The following is a 16,231-nucleotide window of genomic DNA, read 5'->3' on the forward strand; positions in this document are numbered from 1 at the left end:
ATGCTTGTCTCCCTACGCCGGTCTCACGACCCGCTATGTCCGATTCATGTTACTCGTGATACCACTGTGCCGGTTGGGGCGGTACAGTGCGATCTGTGAAGAACCGCCGTTCCGCCCTCCTGGCCGCGACCATGATCCCCGCGCTGGTCCTCTCCGGCTGCACCATCGGTGACGCCGGACAGCGACGGGACGCGGCCGCTCCCTCCAGACTATCGTCCGGCGGGCCGGCACTCGTGAACAACGCGGCGCCGCTCGGTGCGGGCGCGCTGAGCGGCAAGAAGATCTTCGTCGATCCCGGCCACAACGGCGCCAACGACGCGTCGATCAACAAGCAGGTACCCACCGGTCGTGGCGGGACCAAGCCCTGCCAGACCACCGGCACCACCAGCGTGAACGGTGTGCCCGAGCACACCTTCAACTACGCCGTGGCCTACAAGCTGTATCAGGTGCTCACCGCCGCGGGCGCCCAGGTGATGCTCTCCCGCAACGATGACACCTCCGTCGCCTCCTGCATCGACGCCCGCGCCGAGGCCGCCAACACCTGGGGCGCCGACGCCGCCGTGAGCATCCACGCCGACGGCTCCGCCCCCGGTAACCGAGGGTTTCACGTGAATCTTTCCTCGCCGCCGCTCAACCCCTCACAGCAGACCGCGAGCCCCACGTACGCCAAGGCGATGGTCTCGGCGCTGACCTCCGGCGGCTTCACCCCGGCCACCTACATCGGCTCCGGCGGCCTCTACCCCCGCTCCGACCTCGCCGGGCTCAACCTGTCGACGGTGCCGTCCGTGCTCGTCGAGGCGGGCAACCTCAAGGACGCCGCCGAGGCCAAGGTCCTCGAATCGGCCGACGGCCAGCAGCGACTCGCCGACGCCATCGCCGCCGGCATCGCCGCGTACCTCGCAGCTCCGCAGACCAAGTAGTCGTGAATCCGGCCGATTCCTAGGTCACGAGGCCGAATCGTCCCTCGTGGCCGAGGAATCGGCCGGATTCACGACCGTCAGTTCACGGAGGCTGGCGTATGCGCGCTCAGCCCCGTCGATCGGGTCGACGAAGGCCAGACGTCGCGCCAACAGGCGCAGTGGATCGCTGAAATCGCCGTCCACGACCTCGCGTGCCTGCGGGTACAGCGGGTCCCCCAGAATCGGGGCGCCAAGACCGGACATGTGCAGCCTCAGCTGGTGCGTCTTCCCGGTCTCCGGCCGCAGCCGGTACCGCCCGACGGTGCCGCCTCTGCCGTCCGGGAGCTCCGCCTCCAGCTCGACGTGCGAGCGCGCGTTCATCGGGCCGTCGACCTCGTAGGCCCGCATGATTCCCGGTGTCTTCTCGATCCGGGACTCGACGACGGCCGGCAGCTCGAGGTCCTCACGGATCGGCGCCAGCGCCGTGTACTCCTTGCGTGCGCTCCCCGTCGCGAACAGCTGCTGGTACGCGCCGCGCACCGCGGGGTCACGCGTGAACAGCAGCACACCGGCGGTGAGCCGGTCCAGACGGTGCGCGGGCGAGAGCAGCGGCTCTCCCAGCTCGCGACGCAGTCGGACCAGGGCGCTCTGCACCACCCGCGCACCGCGGGGCATCGTCGCGAGGAAGTGCGGCTTGTCCACGACGACGATCCGCTCATCCTCGAACAGGATCGGCATAGCGAAGGGCACGTCGACCTCGTCGGGCAGTTCGCGGTACATCCACACGGCCTGCCTGGCCGTCACGGGCGTCGACGGGGCCAGCGGCGCACCGTCGGACCCGAGAACACACCCGTGGGCGCTTTCCCGGGCCACGTACTCCGAGGTGCCCGGGAACCGGGCCTCCAGGACCTCGCCGAGCGTGCGCCCGGCCTCCTCCTCGGCGATGACGAGACGCGTCGGGTCGACCCCGTCGCGCAACGGCAACGGCGCGACGGGGGCGCCGCGATGCCGCCGCGGGCGCCTAGCCGTTGGACTCGACCTGCACCTTGAGGTTGGTCAGCAATTCGTCGTAGATGCGGCCGAGGCCCTTGGGCGCGAAGGTCTTCTCGAAGAAGCCCCCGATCCCGCCCGCGCCCTGCCAGGTGGTGGTGATCGTGACGGTGGACTGCTCGCCGGCGCCGGTCACGCTGTAGACGGTGACCATCGAGCTGTTCGCATCGGTCTCCGTGACGGAGTCGCCGGAGACGGTGACGGTGGCCCGCACGTTCCGGGAACGCTTCTCGGTGGCCTGCAGAACCCATTCGGCGACGGTGCCGGCGCCGTGCCCGCCCTCGACGACACGGAAGTCGCGGTAGTTCGGGGGCAGGATCTCGGCCCGGCGGGTGTAGTCGGCGACGGCGGCGAGGACGGCCTCGGGCGCGGCGGCGATCGTGGTGGACTTGGTGGCGGTTACCTGGGCCAACGTACTTCGATCCTCTTAGTGACGGGGCCGGCGGCGAGGCCGCCGGCATGGATGTCGGCACCGCCGACGTGTTCGATGCCAGCCTAACCAATCGGTAACGAGGCGCGCGCGTCGCGCCCGAGAGGTATAGCGTCGGTAGACGTGAGCGATCGCAATGCCGCGCCGGTCCGCACTCCGACCACAGTCCCGATCGGGGGCGAATCCGCCTACCGGGAGGGCCTCGAGCGCCTGCTCGCCAGCTATCGCGCCATCCCCGCCGACGCCCGCGTGCGCCTGGCGAAGAAGACCTCGAACCTGTTCCGGGCCCGGGCCGCGACCGACGCACCCGGCCTGGATGTTTCGGGTCTGGGCGAGGTGATCTCGATCGACCCGGCGGCGCGGACGGCCGACGTCGGTGGGATGTGCACCTACGAGGACCTGGTGGCGGCGACGCTGCCCTTCGGACTGGCTCCGACCGTCGTGCCGCAGCTCAAGACGATCACCCTCGGCGGCGCGGTGACCGGCATGGGCATCGAGTCGAGTTCGTTCCGCGCCGGCCTGCCACACGAGGCGGTCCGCTCGATGGACATCCTCACGGGTACCGGCGAGATCGTCACCGCCACACCGGATGGGCCGCACGCGGACCTCTACTTCGGCTTCCCGAACTCGTACGGCACGCTGGGCTACTCGACCCGCATCACCGTCGAGCTGGAGCCGGTGGGGCGGTACGTGGAATTGCGCCACGTGCGCTTCCACACCCTCGACGACCTGCAGGACACGATGATCGACATCGTCGACGAACGCGAGTACGACGGCGAGCGGGTCGACTACCTCGACGGCGTGGTCTTCTCCGCCGACGAGTCCTACCTCGTCCTGGGCCGCGGGACCGACGAGGACGGGCCACTCAGCGACTACACGGGCCGGGACGTCTACTACCGGTCGATCCAGCACGCCGACGGCGTCACCCGCGATCGGCTGACGACCCACGATTACCTGTGGCGGTGGGACACCGACTGGTTCTGGTGCTCGCGCGCGTTCGGAGCGCAGAACCCCACGGTCCGGCGACTGTGGCCGAAGCAACTGCTGCGCAGCAGCTTCTACTGGAAGCTCATCGCACTCGACCGCAAGTGGGACATCGGCGACCGGCTCGCCGCCCGCAAGGGCGAGCCGCCCGGTGAGCGCGTGGTGCAGGACATCGAGGTCCATATCGACGACATCACCGAGTTCCTGGAGTGGTTCCTCGAAGAGATTCCCATCGAGCCGATCTGGCTGTGCCCGTTGCGGTTGCGTGAACCGCTGCCGCCGGGCGCGGATCCGGACCGGCCCTGGCCGCTCTACCCGCTGGAACCCCGCGAGACCTACGTCAACGTCGGCTTCTGGTCCGCGGTCCCGAAGCAACCCGGCCAGATCGAGGGCCGGGCGAACCGCCTGATCGAGGAGAAGGTCTCGGAGTTGGGAGGACACAAGTCCCTGTACTCCGAAGCCTTCTACGAGCGCGCCGAGTTCGACGAGCTCTACGGCGGAATCCACTTGGAGAAGTACAAGTCCCGGTACGACCCGGAGGATCGTCTCCTGGGCCTGTACGACAAGACAGTCAGGAGGCAGTGATTTGACGCGCTCCACGGAGCATCTCCCGAAGCTGAGCCTCGCGGAGATCATCGAGAAGGTCGCGGGCGGGAAGCTCGCGATCCGGGTGAAGGCCTACGACGGCTCCTCGGCCGGCCCGGACGACGCACCGTACGGACTCGACCTGCTCACCCCTCGCGGGACCACGTATCTCGCAACGGCACCGGGAGACATGGGCCTCGCCCGCGCCTACATCGCCGGCGACCTCGAGCTCACCGGCGCTCCCCCGGGAGACCCGTACGAGGCACTCAAGGCGCTCTCGGACGACCTGCAGTTCGCGAAGCCCGGGCCGAAGCTGATCGCACAGATCGCGCGGTCGGTGGGCGCCGAGCGGATGATCCCCGTGACGCCGCCGCCGCAGGAGGCGATTCCCCGCTGGCGTCGCATCGCAGAAGGGCTGCGGCACAGCAAGGCTCGGGATGCGGACGCGATCCAGCATCACTACGACGTCTCCAACCGGTTCTACGAATTGGTCCTCGGCCCGTCGATGACCTACACGTGCGCCTGCTACCCGGACGTGGACGCCACACTGGAGGAGGCGCAGGAGAACAAGTACCGCCTGGTCTTCGACAAGCTCCGGCTGAAGGCCGGCGACCGGCTGCTGGACGTCGGCTGCGGCTGGGGCGGCATGGTGCGCTACGCCGCCCGGCGAGGTGTGCACGTCATCGGCGCAACGCTCTCCAAGGAGCAGGCGCAGTGGGCACAGGCCGCGATCGAAGCCGAGGGCCTCGGCGAGTTCGCCGAGGTGCGCTACAGCGACTACCGCGACGTCCCGGAGGGCGACTTCGACGCGATCAGCTCGATCGGCCTGACCGAGCACATCGGCGTGCACAACTACCCGTCGTACTTCACGTCACTGCGCGACAAGCTGAAGACCGGTGGGCTGCTGCTGAACCACACCATCACGCGGCACGACAACAAGCTGTCGGGCAAAGGCGGCCAGTTCATCGACCGGTACGTCTTCCCCGACGGCGAGCTCACCGGCTCCGGCAGGGTGATCGCCGCGATCCAGGACGTCGGCGGCATGGAGGTTCGGCACGAGGAGAACCTGCGCGAGCACTACGCGCTGACCCTCGCACAGTGGTGCAAGAACCTGGTCGCCAATTGGGACGAGGCCGTGGCCGAGGTGGGCCTCGGCACCGCCCGGGTGTGGGGCCTGTACATGGCGGGATCGCGGCTCGGCTTCGAGCGCAACGTGGTTCAGCTGCACCAGGTCCTGGCTGTGAAGCTGGACGAGAAGGGTGGCGCCGGCGACCTGCCCTTGCGCCCCTGGTGGGACGCCTGACGCCGGAGCCCTTCCCCCTTCCCGCGACAGAGAAGTGTTCCCGCGATCACCGTGGTGATCGCGGGAACGTTTCGTCGTCGCGGGAACGCAGCGGAGCGCTCGCCCCGATCAGATCGGGCGGGCGCCGAGTTCGTTGCGGAGCAGTTCGAGAGCGATCTCGTCGGGGTCGCGGCGGGGCGCGGTGGCGCCGCCCGACACCGCGTCCTCGCGGTGTGCGGCCTCGATCATCTCCTCCTCGGAGACCTCCTCGACCGGCGCCGGCTCGGGGTCCGGCTCGGGCGGAAGCGGGATGTCGTCATGGTGCGACGGTGCGCGGTTCTCCCGCCCGGCGGGCCGGGGGTCGGGCCGCTGATCGCCCGCACGGCTGCGCCGTTCGAAGGTGGGCGGGGCCTTGCGCTGCGGTTCCGCGGCAGGACGCTGCTGCGGCTGCGCGGCGGGCGCTCCTTGCTGCGGGCGGGCGCCGCTGCCGTCGCCGACCTCGACGTTCCACTGGGTGCCGAAGACCTCGCGGACCGCCTCGCGCAGGTTGCCCACGTGCTGCTGGTCGCTGAACCGGCCGAGCAATGCCGGGATCGGCAGCGCGAGATGCAGGACATCCCCCGCCAGGCCGAGCACCTGCATGTTCGTCATCAGCGTGGCCGTGACCTTGCTGCGACTGCTGACCGCCCGGAGCACCTTGGGCCAAGCCGTGCGGACCTCGTCGATCGACGGGCCCGACGCTACCTGCGCCGCAGCGGGGTCCACCCGGGGCGCCGGCGCGGGCTCGGGCACGCGCTCGGGCTCGTACGCGGGCTCCGGTGGCGCGACCGGCTCCGGCGCGGGCGGTGCCGACTGCTCGACCGGCTCCACGCGCGGCGGCACGGCCGGTTCCGACTCAGCGACGGGCTCGGGGTTCGGCTCCGGGTCCCGCTCGGGAGCCGGCCGGTGCAGTACCGGCTCGGACTCTGCGACCGCCGCGGGCTCGGGCGCAGCGGGCTCCTGTACAACGGGCTCCGGCGCGACGGGCGCGACGGGCGCAGCGGGGGCGGCGGGCGCGGCTTCCGGCGGCGCTGCGGGAGCCGCCTCAGCCTGCCGCTGGCTGGGCCGAACGAAGCGGGAGGCGGCACCGTCGGGCTGGGGGGCGGGGGCCGACGACGGGGCCGGGGTGGCACCGTCGGACACCGGACCGGTGGGCACGGACCCGACGGCGAGCGGCGCGCCGGCGGGCCGGCGTTCGAGCGCCTCGATGCGCTGCAGGAGGGCGGCCTGCGAGTCGTCGGCGGCGGGGAGCAGCATCCGCGCGCACATGACCTCGAGCAGCAGCCGAGGCGACGTCGCGCCGCGCATCTCGGCGAGGGAGGCGTGCGTGACCTCGGCGCAGCGGGTGAGCGTGGCCAGCCCCAGCTTCGCGGCCTCCCCGCGCATGGTCTCGAGTACATCGACCGGCACGTCGATGAGGCCGCGATCGGCCGCGTCGGGCACGGTGTGCAGCAGGATCAGGTCCCGGAGGCGTTCGAGCAGGTCCGTGGCGAACCGACGGGGATCGTGCCCGGCCTCCATCACCCGCTCGACGGCGCCGAACAGCGCGGCACCGTCGGACGTGGCGAGCGCGTCGACCGCGGCGTCGATGAGGGCCGTATCGGTGACGCCGAGCAGGCCCAGGGCGCGCTGATAGGTGACCCCCTCGGCGCCCGCGCCGGCGAGCAATTGGTCCATGATCGACAGCGAGTCACGCGGCGAGCCGCCGCCGGCGCGGATGACCAGCGGATAGACCTGCGGCTCGACGGAGACGTGCTCGGCGCCCGTGATCTTCTCCAGCAGCGGCCGCATCACGTTGGGCGCGAGCAGCCGGAACGGGTAGTGGTGCGTGCGGGAGCGGATGGTGGTGAGCACCTTCTCCGGTTCCGTGGTAGCGAAGATGAAGATGAGGTGCTCCGGCGGCTCCTCCACGATCTTCAGCAGGGCGTTGAATCCCTGCGGCGTGACCATGTGCGCCTCGTCCACGATGAAGACGCGGTAGCGGGACTCGGCGGGGGCGTAGAAGGCGCGGTCGCGGAGCTCGCGCGCATCATCGACACCGCCGTGGGAGGCGGCGTCCATCTCCGTGACGTCCAGATTGCCGGGACCGCCGGGGGCGAGCGCGACGCACGAGTTGCAGACCCCGCACGGCGTGCTGGTGGGCCCCTGCTCGCAGTTCAGTGAGCGCGCCAAGATACGGGCCGACGAGGTCTTGCCGCAGCCGCGCGGCCCGGAGAACAGATAGGCGTGGTTGATGCGGCCGGAATCGAGCGCGGTACTCAGCGGCTCGGTGACGTGCTCCTGCCCCACGACCTCGGCGAACGTCGCTGGACGGTACTTCCGGTAGAGAGCCACGGTGTCAGGCTACCGGGGCGGGGTGACATGCACGGCCGACGGTTCATCGGTGCACATGCCGCCTCGCCCCGGTGGCGCCCTACTTCTTGTCGCGATCCAGACCGAGCACGTCGGTGATGTAGAAGAACGGGTCGGTCTGATCCGTCACGCCCACGACGTTCGCGGCGCCGGGACCGTACGCGGCGATGCGGACCTGGCCACCGGTGTGCTGCTCCTCGCCGGGGTCGAGCGACGTGCCGTAGTTGACGGTGAGGACTCCGCCGTCCTTGGTGTTCAGCGTGCGGGTCAGGCCGGGCGTGACGGTGCCCGCCTCGATGATCTGGCTGGTGTGCGCGTGGTCGCCGGTGACGATGACCAGGGTGTCCTTGTCCTGCTTGGCGAACTCGAGCGCCGTGGAGACGGCCTCGGACAGCTGCACGGTCTCGCCGATCTGACCGCAAGGATCGGCGTCGTGGTTGGCCTTGTCGACGGACCCGGACTCGACCTGCAGGAAGAAGCCCTTGTCGCCCTTGAGCAGATCGATGGCCTTCTTCGTCATCGACGCGAGCTTGGGGGTGGCACCGAACGCCGGGTTGGGTGCGCAGGTGATCGGCGCCTCCTTGCCGCCCTCCTTGGTGGCGGTCGCCTTGTCCCACAGGCGAGGCAGGTTGCCGTCGGCGAACACGCCGAGCAGCGGCTTGTCCTGATCGGCCGCCTTGATCGCGTCGAGCTCGTCGCCGGAACGGACGATCTGGTAGCCGCGCTCCTTGGCCTGCGCCTCGAGGGTCTTGTCCCGGTACTCACCCGCGGTCGCGGTCTGCGAGAAGGTCTTCCAGCCGCCGCCGAGAGTCACGTCCGCACGGGCCGCCAGCAGCTGCTCGGTGATGGAACCGAGGCCGCCGTTCTCCAGCGCGTCGGAGGTGCACTTCTCCTTGGTCTCGACGGGGCCGTAGCACTTGCGCTGGGAGACGTGCGCGACCTGCACGGCGGGGGTGGCGTCCTGCAACTCGGTGGTGGTGACGTTGCCGGTCCGGCGGCCGTTGGCCCGCGCGATCTCCAGGATCGAGCGCTGCGGCTTGCCGTTCACGTCGACCCCCACGGCGCCGTTGTAGGTCTTGGTACCGGTGGCCCACGCGGAGCCGGAGGCGGCGGAGTCGGTGGTGTAGTCGGGCTTCTTGGTGGTCTTGTCCAGCGCGTAGGTGGTGTAGTCGCCGGAGAGCGGCAGCTCGTCGATGCCGGGGATCCTCCCGCCCGCGCCCCACTGGTAGTTCCGCGCCAGCGTGAGTTCCTGGTTCGCGGTGCCGTCGCCGATCACGAGGATCACGTTCTTCGCCTTCGACCGCTGGATCGAGTCGGCGATCGCCTGCGTCTGGTCGCCCGCGAGGCGCTTGGCACCGCCGTGCGCAGTGATGTCGCCGGCCGCGACGCGATTGATCTCGACCTTCGCCGCGGTCTCACCCGAGACGCCGGGACCGCCGTTGTCGCCGCCGCACGCGGCGACCATGCCGAGCACCGCCACAGCGCTCACCGCGAGAGCCACCGGGGCCTTGCCACTACCGAGTTTCGTCATTCCAGCATGGAAACATGCGCATTTGAACATTTTTCGGTGCGCAGATGAACAACCCGTTACCGGGGCGCGCGAAGGCGCGCGAGCGGTCCGGCGGCCGCCTGCGCCATCGCGGATCCGAACAGCAGGCCCAACGCCAGGGCGCAGATCACCGCGCCCACGTCGACGACGGTCCGCACGCCCTGCTGCGGATCGATGCCGATCGAGGTCACCGACAGCAGCCCGAGACTGCCCGGCACGAGCACCCAGAACGCGGGTAGGAAGACCACGAGCCGCGGCAGCTGTGGCCGCAGGTACGCGGCCAGCGAGGCACCCAGGCTGCCCGCGATGGCGCCGAGGAAGCCGCCCAGCACCGCACCCGACGCCGCCTGCCCCGCGAGTTGCGCCCCGAAGGCCGCCGCAACGACCAGCGCGATCGCCGGCAGCAGCCACATGGACGCCCCCTCGTTGAGGCACAGCCCGACGCAGATCACCGCCAGCCCGACCGGCGGTCCCCACGCCCCCAGCTGATTCACCCGCACGTTCGCCAGCAACTCGGGTGCGACGCCGAGCACCGTCGTCGCGCTGAGGATGCCGAGGGAGAAGAGCAGCAGCTGCACCGTACCGAAGGTGAGCCGGGCGCTGCCCGCCACCATCGCCCCGGCGGCCAGCTCCGACATGCCTGTCACCACGAGCGCGCCCGGCAGCAGGACGGCGAGCGGGGCGAGGAGGGTGCGCAGCGGACCGTCGAGCCAGCCCGCCTGCGCGGCCGCGAAGACGCCCGTGCCCACCACGAACGCCGCGATCGTCGGGAGCAGCGTGGCGGCGAGCCGGACCCGGCCGGCGAGCCGGACGAGCAGCATCACCGCGCCGCCCCCGATCGCGGCGGCGGCGATGTTCGGCCAGCCCGGCTGCAGCAGCATGGCGATCCCGACCGCGATCACCGACCACGACGTGTCCTGCAGCCAGCGCGGATAACGGTGCGGCAGCGACCGCAGGTTACCCAGCCGCGCGAAGGCCTCGTCAGCGGTGAGCCGCCGGGCGTTCAGGCCCCGTCGGACCTCCGACACGACCGCGGACTGGTCCAGTCTGAGCGGGCCGGCGACGGACTCGAACGTGGCCGGGGAACCCGGCTCGAGTCCCAGCGTGAGCCCCGTCGGTGTGGCGCCGACCTGCGCGAGCGGGTACCCCAGAGCCGTGGCGACGCCCTTGAGGTCGTACTCGACCTCGTGCACGGGCTGACCCCCGGCGATCATCGCAGTGCCGAGGTAGGCGAGCAGCCGGCGGTCCTCGGCGACGCTGTCAGGCTGCACGATCGGCCCGGGCCGCACGCCGCAGATGCCAGGTCGCGCCGACGAGGGTCGCGGCGAAGATCCACACGTAGACGCCGCCGGCGAGGGCCTTGAGGAGCGGATTCTCCATCGGCCGCAGGAAGATGCCGATGGCGTAGGTGTCGTGCACATCGTCGACGCCGGTGGGCTGCAGATGCGGGAAGTAGGTCACCCAGATGAAGGTGGCCGCGACGAGCCCGACGGCCGCCAGCAACGGGAGCGCACGGTCCACCCACGCTTTCGCCTGCAGCGCACGACCGAGCAGCAGTACCAGCAGCGGCACGATCCACACCCAGTGGTGCCCCCAGGAGAAGGGCGACACGGCGCAGGCCGTGAGCCCGACGACGGTGATCGCGAGCAGCGTCTCGCCGCGACGGTGCGCCCACGCCGCGATCGCCAGGCCCGCGAGCGCGGCGGGCACGGCGACCGCCAGCCAGATCACGGTCGAGGGCTTCTCGGCCCGGGTGAGGAAGGCGATGAGGCCGTTGATCGACTGGTTGCCCACCTGGTTCGGCTCGCCGACGCGGTTGGCGTCGAGGAACGTGCCGGACCAGTACTTCCACGACTCGTGCGGGATCACCAGGAACCCGATGACGACGGTGCCGACGAGCGCGCCCAGGGCGTTCCGCGCCTCCCGCCACTGCCTGGTCACGACGAGATAGGCGAGGAAGAAGGCGGGCGTGAGCTTGATGCCCGCGGCGATGCCGATGCTGAAGCCCTTGAACCGTGCGCCCCTGGGCCGCCCCAGATCCCACAGCAGGAGCAGCATGAGGAAGACGTTGATCTGGCCGAACCAGATCGTCGTGCGGACGGGCTCGAGCACCGTCGCCACGAGGGTCAGGCAGATACCGGCGAACCACAGGCGCCAGTCCCGGGCGAAGCCGAGCAACCGGAAGGCGATCATGATGCACGCCAGCAGCGCGAGCAGCACCGCCCCGGTCCAGACCCAGCGCATCACGTCCGTGGACATCCAGCTCAGCGGCACGAACAGCACGCCGGCGAACGGCGTGTACGTGAAGGGCAGGATGTCGTTGAGCAGGGCACCGTCGTAGAGGCCCTCGCCGCCGCGGGCCACGATCTGGCCGCCCTTGCGATAGACCTCCGCGTCGATCTGGTTGTGGAACAGCCCGTACATCGGCGTGGAGAACGGGATCCGGACGAACTGCTGCCACACGGCGACCCCCGCGGACACCGCGAAGAGGGCCAGCACCCACCACTGCCGGGGGAACCGCCGGCTGTTCTCGTCCGCCACCGGCGCGATCCTCCTGCTCAGGCGCGCCCTATTCGGGCTGCGACATCAGCTTTTCAGCAGAAGCCAAGAGTACACAGGTCGCCACGCCGTCCATTGCGGTCTCAAGCTCATCGATCGACGGGAAGGTCGGCGCGAGCCGGATGTTGCTGTCGTGCGGGTCCTTCCCGTGCGGGAAGGTGGCGCCGGCGGCCGTCAGGGCGATCCCCGCCTCCTTCGCCAGCGCGACGGTCCGCGCCGCCGTCCCGTCGAGCACGTCGAGGCTGATGAAGTAGCCGCCCGTGGGCTCGCTCCAGGACGCGACCTTAGCCGCGCCGAGCCGCTCCTCGAGGATCTCCAGGACCCGCGCGAACTTCGGCGCGATGAGGTCGCGGTGCTTGCGCATGTGTGCGCGCACGCCCTCCGCGTCGCCGAAGAACCGGACGTGCCGCAGCTGGTTCACCTTGTCGGGCCCGATCGAGGTCAGTCCGGTGTACTTCCCGTACCACGCCAAGTTCTCCGCGGAGGCGCCCAAGAAGCTCACGCCTGCGCCCGCGAAGGTGATCTTCGAGGTGCTGGCCAGCACGTACGGACGGTTCGCGCGGCCGGCCTCGGCGGCCAGGCCCAGGACGTCCGGGTCCGACGGTGCGTCGCCCACCAGGGGGTGCACGGCGTAGGCGTTGTCCCAGAAGATGCGGAAGTCCGGCGCGGCGGTCGGCATCGAGACCAGCTCCCGGGTGATCTCCTCGGAGTGGACCGCCCCCGTGGGGTTGGCGTACTTCGGCACGGTCCAGATGCCCTTGATCGACGGGTCGTTCGCCACCAGATCCTTGACCACCGCCATGTCGGGGCCGTCCGGGTTCAGGGGCACGACGATCATCTCGATGCCGAACTCGGCGGTGATGGCGAAGTGCCGGTCGTAGCCGGGGGCCGGGCAGAGGAACTTGACCGACTCCTCTGCGCCCCAAGGCCGCTCGCCGTCGACGGTGCCGTGGATCCACGCGAGCGTGATCAGGCGGTGCATGATCTCGAGGCTGGAGTTGTTCTGCGCGTAGAGGTTCGCGACCGGGATGCCGAGCAGCTCACCGAAGATCGACCGTAGCTCGGGCAGGCCGGCGAGGCCGCCGTAGTTGCGGGTGTCGGTACCGTCCGCGGCGCGGTAGTCGCCCTCGCCGGGCAGCGCGAGCAGCGCGTTCGACAGATCGAGCTGGTCGGGCGCGGGCTTACCGCGGGTGAGGTCCAGCTTCAACCCCTGGGCCTTCAGCGTCTCGAACAGCTCCGTCAGCTTCGCGTGGACATCGGCGAGCTCGGACTGACTCAGGGACACGTAGGTGGACATCGGGTGCGCCTCCGGCGGAAATCGGGCCCGGACATAAAGGGGACTCCGCGCACCCGCCAGAGCCCGTTGACCCTTGCTGCGTTCCCGCCCTGGGGGAGTTCACAGGATGGACGCCGCGCGGAGTCCGTGGACCACTATACGGGTCCGGCCCCGTTTGGGTCGACGGGGGCCTTCGTCTACAGTGGTCCACGGAGGATTCGCCTAGTGGCCTATGGCGCTCGCCTGGAACGCGGGTTGGGTTAATAGCCCTCAGGGGTTCAAATCCCCTATCCTCCGCAGATCAGGGGCGGTTCCGAGTTCATCGGAACCGCCCCTGAGTCGTTCCTCGGCATAAACGGCACGGTCCAACGGTTGCTCCGGTGAGAACCGTCCCGTTCCCCGAGCAAGGAGTCACCGTGGCCAAGGGCTATTGGGTCAGCGTCTACCGCGTCATCAGGGATCCTGAGAGGCTCGCCGCCTACGACGAACTGGCGCGGGTCGCCGTCCAGGCCGGAGGCGGGCGTCTCCTCTCGCGCGACGGGCGTGTCACCGCGTACGAGCAGGGCGTCGCCGAGCGCACGATCGTCATCGAGTTCGACAGCTTCGAACAGGCCGTCGCCACCCGGGAGAGCGCGGCGTACCAGGAGGCACTGGCCGCGCTGGGCGACGCCGTGGAGCGCGACTTCCGCATCGTCGAGGGGCTCGGCTGACGGTGACCGACGACCGCTTCCGCAGCGCCGAGGGCGCCCGCGCGGTGGGCGAGGAATACGCGCGACTGGTGTCGACGTACCTGCCGGGCGTGGAGCGCACCGTCGTCGATGGGACGCACGTCCTCAGTGCCGGGCCCGACGGTGCCCCTTCCGTCCTGCTCCTGCACGGCTCGGGCGGCACGTCGCTGAACTGGGCGAACGAGATCCCGCAGCTCGCGCGGACGCACCGGGTGCACGCGATCGACCTGCCGGGCGAGCCGGGCGGCACCGTCGTATCGCGACTGCCGCTGGAGTCTGGTGCGCACGCCGCCTGGCTCGCGGGCGTGAGCGATGCGCTCGACGCGGCCGAGGCGACGGTGATCGGGGAGTCGCTCGGCGGATGGGTCGCGCTGGACTACGCGGCCGAGCACCCTGCCCGCGTCCGGACCCTCGGCCTCCTCTCGCCCGGCGGGCTCGGGCCGCGCCGAACGGCTCCGCTCCTGGTGGCGGGCCTGTTGAGCCTGCTCGGCGAGCCCGGCCGCCGGGCCGCGATGCAGTACTTCACGGGCTGGACGCCGCCCACGGACCCCGGACTGGGCCGCGATCTCGCCGCGTTCAGCGGGCTCACCTTCCGGAACTTCCGGCCGCGCACCGACGGCCTGCCCGTCTTCCCCGACGCCGCGCTCGCCGGCATCACCGCCCGGGTGTCCGCCGCGTTCGGCGGTCGCGATCGGATGCTCGACGGTCCGCGCGCCGCCGAGCACGCGCGGGCCGTGTTCGGCGAGGACGCGGTCGCGCTGCTCCCGGACGTGGGGCACCTGCTCCCCGACCGCGCCGAGCGGGTCCTGGCGGTCTGCTCGGGGTAGCCGGGCGGCGAGCCGCACCGCGGAGGGTTGCGTTCGTGAGCGCAACGAGACGACCCGTGCGAAACTGAGAGCAACCTGAACACGAGAGGTCGCTCCCTCATGCGCGATAACGCCCGGAAGCTCGGATACGCACTGGTCGCAGTACTCGCTGCGCTCGCCCTCACCTTCACCTCCGCGGTCGCCTGGGCTGCGACGACGGTCCTCGTGGTGCCCGGCACCGGCACCAAGGACCCGTCGAAGGTGGCGGGCTACCAGGAGCACGCAGTCGGCTACTACGTCGCGCCGACCGGCGCGTGCGCCGTCGCCGGAGGCTGCGCGGCGACACCCGTGCCCTACATCGCCGAGTTCTGGCCCATCCCACTCGCCGGGTGGGGCGGGCTGCAGGGCGCCAAGTGGGACGATTCCGTCGCCAGCGGCGTCGAGAGCCTGGGTCGGGCCTACGGCGCGGCGGACAAGACCGATCCGATCGTGATCTTCGGCTACTCCCAGGGCGGCACCGTCGTCAGCGCGGTGAAGAAGCAGCTCTCGGAGCAACCCGGCGGCGTTCCGGACAATGTCTCGTTCGTCCTCATCGGCAACGCGAGTCGCCCCAACGGCGGACTGTTCACGCGCCCGTCCTTCCTCGGCCACATTCCGATCCTCGACGTGACCTTCGGTCCCGGAACGCCGACGAACACCGCGAAGCCCGGCACGATCAACACCACCGATGTCGCGTTCCAGTACGACGGCGTGGCCGATTTCCCGCGCTACCCCGGAAATCTGCTCGCGACGGCGAACGCCCTTGCGGGATTCTGGTACGTGCACGGCAAGATGCTCGCGCCCAAGGGATCCGACGATCAGTCGGCCACGCCCATCGGGTACACGCCCGACGAGGTGCGTGCGGCCGTCGAGGCCGCGACGAAGGACTGCACCGCGGCCACCTACTGCCAGACCAGCGGTGACACCCGGTACGTCACACTGCCGGCCAAGATCCTGCCGATCATGCTGCCGCTACTCGATCTCGGCGCCGCGACCGGGACGACCGCTCTCGTCCGGCCGTTCGTCGACCTGGTCTCCCCGCTGGCGCGTGTGATCATCGAGACCGGTTACGACCGTTCCGATTACGGGAAGGCAACCCCCTTCGGACTGCTTCCCGCGATCGACCCGTTGCGGCTCGGCGGCGACCTGCTCGGTGCCTCGGTCCAGGGCGTGGGCCAGGCCGTCACGGGCACGGGCGACGCGTCGCGCTACCTGACGCCGAAGCCCACCGCGACCGCACCGGACACCGCAGCCGACTCGGCCGACGACCCGACCAGCGGCCCGACGCCGACTCCCTCGTCGGGCGACCGGCCGACGCTGCTGCAGCTCGCCAGAAGCGCGGCCCCGCTGCCGAACACGACATCGCAGGCTGCGACTTCCGCCGCCGAGTCCGCGATCCCGACGGAGCCCGCAGGCTCGACCGAGCCGGCCGCAGGAGCTGGGACGCCGACCGGAGAAGCGACGTCCGAGCCGGCCACACCGGTCGTCACGGACGCGGCCGAGCCGGGAACCGGTACGGCAACGGCGGACGCACCAACGGGATCGACGCCGAGCGCGAACACTCCGTCCGAGCCTGCGCCGTCCGACCCTGCGATGTCCGCGCCGGAGAAGGACTCCGACGACGCACCCGTGGTGCCGGCCGCGGCGGCCTGA

General features: G+C 70.6%; 13 protein-coding genes, 1 tRNA gene and 1 other RNA gene. 7 read left to right on the forward strand and 8 right to left on the reverse strand.

The annotated features are described in order from the left end of the window. Positions 1-95: 95 nt before the first annotated feature. Entirely contained in the window at positions 96-920 is an 825-nt protein-coding gene (locus AXK61_RS05950; RefSeq protein WP_231855447.1) for an N-acetylmuramoyl-L-alanine amidase, read from the forward strand. Between the two features lie 24 nt (positions 921-944). On the opposite strand, the gene AXK61_RS05955 is transcribed toward AXK61_RS05950, so the two are convergent. Then, positions 945-1,883, reverse strand: coding sequence for a pseudouridine synthase (locus AXK61_RS05955; RefSeq protein ID WP_068571416.1), 939 nt, complete (start codon positions 1,881-1,883; stop codon positions 945-947). 37 nt (positions 1,884-1,920) lie between these two features. Continuing rightward, complete coding sequence (locus tag AXK61_RS05960; protein WP_068571417.1) at positions 1,921-2,361, reverse strand: SRPBCC family protein; 441 nt, start codon at positions 2,359-2,361, stop codon at positions 1,921-1,923. A 189-nt stretch (positions 2,362-2,550) separates the two neighbouring features. On the opposite strand from AXK61_RS05960, the gene AXK61_RS05965 reads away from it, so the two are divergent. Both AXK61_RS05965 and AXK61_RS05970 read left to right on the forward strand, forming a co-directional pair. After that, a complete protein-coding gene (locus tag AXK61_RS05965) occupies positions 2,551-3,948 on the forward strand; it encodes an FAD-binding oxidoreductase (RefSeq protein ID WP_068571538.1) in 1,398 nt (465 codons plus the stop codon). 1 nt (position 3,949) lies between these two features. Then, positions 3,950-5,251: a class I SAM-dependent methyltransferase gene (locus tag AXK61_RS05970; protein WP_068744234.1), complete on the forward strand. Its 1,302-nt coding sequence runs from the start codon at positions 3,950-3,952 to the stop codon at positions 5,249-5,251. A 108-nt stretch (positions 5,252-5,359) separates the two neighbouring features. On the opposite strand, the gene AXK61_RS05975 is transcribed toward AXK61_RS05970, so the two are convergent. From AXK61_RS05975 to ffs, 6 genes are all read right to left on the reverse strand, one after another. Continuing rightward, positions 5,360-7,603, reverse strand: a complete 2,244-nt coding sequence (locus AXK61_RS05975) for a DNA polymerase III subunit gamma and tau (protein WP_068744236.1) — start codon at positions 7,601-7,603, stop codon at positions 5,360-5,362. 79 nt (positions 7,604-7,682) lie between these two features. Further along, a complete protein-coding gene (gene phoA, locus AXK61_RS05980; protein WP_068571420.1) occupies positions 7,683-9,152 on the reverse strand; it encodes an alkaline phosphatase in 1,470 nt (489 codons plus the stop codon). Between the two features lie 56 nt (positions 9,153-9,208). After that, positions 9,209-10,441 (reverse strand): threonine/serine exporter family protein, encoded by a 1,233-nt coding sequence (locus AXK61_RS05985; RefSeq protein ID WP_231855448.1) that lies wholly within the window; start codon positions 10,439-10,441, stop codon positions 9,209-9,211. After that, positions 10,431-11,711: a glycosyltransferase 87 family protein gene (locus AXK61_RS25640; protein ID WP_068744240.1), complete on the reverse strand. Its 1,281-nt coding sequence runs from the start codon at positions 11,709-11,711 to the stop codon at positions 10,431-10,433. Before AXK61_RS25640 ends, AXK61_RS05985 begins: the two co-directional genes overlap by 11 nt. A gap of 28 nt (positions 11,712-11,739) precedes the next feature. Next, positions 11,740-13,026: an aminotransferase class I/II-fold pyridoxal phosphate-dependent enzyme gene (locus AXK61_RS05995; RefSeq protein WP_068744242.1), complete on the reverse strand. Its 1,287-nt coding sequence runs from the start codon at positions 13,024-13,026 to the stop codon at positions 11,740-11,742. Positions 13,027-13,060: 34 nt separating this feature from the next. After that, positions 13,061-13,155, reverse strand: an RNA gene (ffs, locus tag AXK61_RS06000) — signal recognition particle sRNA small type. 61 nt (positions 13,156-13,216) lie between these two features. Between ffs and AXK61_RS06005 the strand changes: the two genes are divergently transcribed. The 4 genes from AXK61_RS06005 (at position 13,217) to AXK61_RS06020 (ending at position 16,231) form a co-directional block, all read left to right on the forward strand. Beyond that, a tRNA-Ser gene (locus tag AXK61_RS06005) sits at positions 13,217-13,302 on the forward strand. Positions 13,303-13,385: 83 nt separating this feature from the next. Then, positions 13,386-13,715 carry a DUF1330 domain-containing protein gene (locus AXK61_RS06010; protein WP_231855449.1) on the forward strand — a complete coding sequence of 110 codons (330 nt, stop codon included), beginning with the start codon at positions 13,386-13,388 and terminating at the stop codon, positions 13,713-13,715. Between the two features lie 2 nt (positions 13,716-13,717). After that, positions 13,718-14,560: an alpha/beta fold hydrolase gene (locus AXK61_RS06015; protein WP_068571424.1), complete on the forward strand. Its 843-nt coding sequence runs from the start codon at positions 13,718-13,720 to the stop codon at positions 14,558-14,560. Between the two features lie 99 nt (positions 14,561-14,659). Continuing rightward, complete coding sequence (locus AXK61_RS06020) at positions 14,660-16,231, forward strand: PE-PPE domain-containing protein (RefSeq protein WP_068744245.1); 1,572 nt, start codon at positions 14,660-14,662, stop codon at positions 16,229-16,231.

Origin of the sequence: Tsukamurella pseudospumae (genome assembly GCF_001575205.1) — a bacterium.
Classification (GTDB): domain Bacteria; phylum Actinomycetota; class Actinomycetes; order Mycobacteriales; family Mycobacteriaceae; genus Tsukamurella; species Tsukamurella pseudospumae.